2 protein-coding genes are annotated in these 1,513 nt (G+C 30.7%); both read right to left on the bottom strand.

The window, feature by feature from the left end:
* Positions 1-254 precede the first annotated feature (254 nt).
* Positions 255-674, bottom strand: a complete 420-nt coding sequence (locus tag J3U54_RS09060) for a hypothetical protein (protein WP_103753171.1) — start codon at positions 672-674, stop codon at positions 255-257.
* Positions 675-676: 2 nt separating this feature from the next.
* Positions 677-1,372 (bottom strand): TIR domain-containing protein, encoded by a 696-nt coding sequence (locus tag J3U54_RS09055; protein WP_267385785.1) that lies wholly within the window; start codon positions 1,370-1,372, stop codon positions 677-679.
* Positions 1,373-1,513: the final 141 nt, after the last annotated feature.

Raw genomic sequence — 1,513 nt, 5'->3', positions numbered from 1 at the left:
GAATGTAAGCTTAATGCTATCTATTTTTGTATGCAACAAGCACAAAAACAAAATTTTTTTGATTTTACGAATTTATGTAAAGTTACCCTGATAGGAAACTCCTTTTACTCGCTATTAAAGTAAGAACTTTTAGGCTAAAATAAGCTTAAATATTAGCAAAAAAAAGAACCACGATTGACGTGGTTCTCTAAAAATTAACGGTTAAATTCTATGAACAAGATTTTACACAAGTTATAAATTATAACCAGCTGGTCTTAGCAGGGCTTAAAAAAGTATATTAAAATCAGTAACATACAGAATATAGGTGCATAACTTTTTAAAAAAATGGGTCTAACCATGCATTGATAAATTTTTTCATCACTTGATATCTTCATAGAAAAGTTAATTTCTTCTTCTCTTTTTTTTGCAACTTCTTCATAAAGATTTCGAAACTTTCTCTCTTGAAGAAGATAATAAGCATCACAAATCCAAAATAGCATACATGCAAACAGGCATAAAAATAATAAATAATATGCCCACTTCTTATCCATGTTTGCAAAATATAAGGTCATTAAGCCTCCCATTGCTGTTAGAGACCAGCCTTTAATAAGAAATGAGTTAGATCCCATTCTAGTAACTACATCTTCAATCATCTTTAAATGCAACCGTTTGTTCTCGCTACTTTTTTCGGTCATATTTAACTAAAATCTCTTTTCTTCACATTGATTTGGATATTATATTCACTTATTTTATCCCTTAATTCTATTGCTTTATCAAAGTAGCTCTCCATGTCGTTAATAAAATCTTCCCACTCAACGGTTGTTATGTAGCAGCTATCACCATGATATATCTTATGTCCATCTACTTCTTCTGTATTAGGATTTTTTTGATTAAACATATTATTTCGAATTATTTCAAATGTATTTCCAGTACATATACTCTGAACTTGACGCTTTTGATTGTTTCTATCTGTGTAAGTATTGTAACTAACAAAATAATTGTATTGACCCAATATATTTGGTAATACAACAGCAATCAACGCATTAGGTCTACTTCTTCTTCCAGCTTTAGTCTGGGTTCTTAATGAATAAGAAACTTCCCACGGGATCCACTGGTCTTCTTCACTTTTAGAATTATCAACCATATTAGGAGAAATAAGTACAAGGGTTATTGAAGAGCCCCAAATTTTATCTTTTAAATGTGTTTGTATTGTTTCGTCCTTGAATTCACTTAAGTCTTCATCACCACTTTCTGCCATGTTTAAATCATCGCCACTAAATTTTCTGGCTTGCAAATAATCAACATAGTCTCTTGCTGTTCCATTAGTTCCTCCATCAATATGTTTAACATCGTAATCTTTATACTTATAAGATACAAAAACTTTATATCCCATAGTGTTCCCCTTTCATTTTTGATATCTAATTCAGAAATTATCAATATTTAGTAGCCATGTCAAAAGAACAGCACAACATAGAGTGTTGATATCATGCGGTTTGTATTTGGTATAGACCAGAATGTAAGCTTAATGCTATCT

Origin of the sequence: Lactobacillus sp. B4007, assembly GCF_026535895.1 — a bacterium.
In the GTDB taxonomy this organism is placed as follows: Bacteria; Bacillota; Bacilli; order Lactobacillales; family Lactobacillaceae; genus Lactobacillus; species Lactobacillus panisapium.
This window is presented reverse-complemented; position numbering and strand designations above follow the sequence as displayed.

Excerpts from the sequence above, each read along its gene's own strand:
- J3U54_RS09060 (WP_103753171.1), bottom strand. The coding sequence starts at position 674 with ATGACCGAAAAAAGTAGCGAGAACAAACGGTTGCATTTAAAGATGATT.
- J3U54_RS09055 (WP_267385785.1), bottom strand. The coding sequence starts at position 1,372 with ATGGGATATAAAGTTTTTGTATCTTATAAGTATAAAGATTACGATGTT.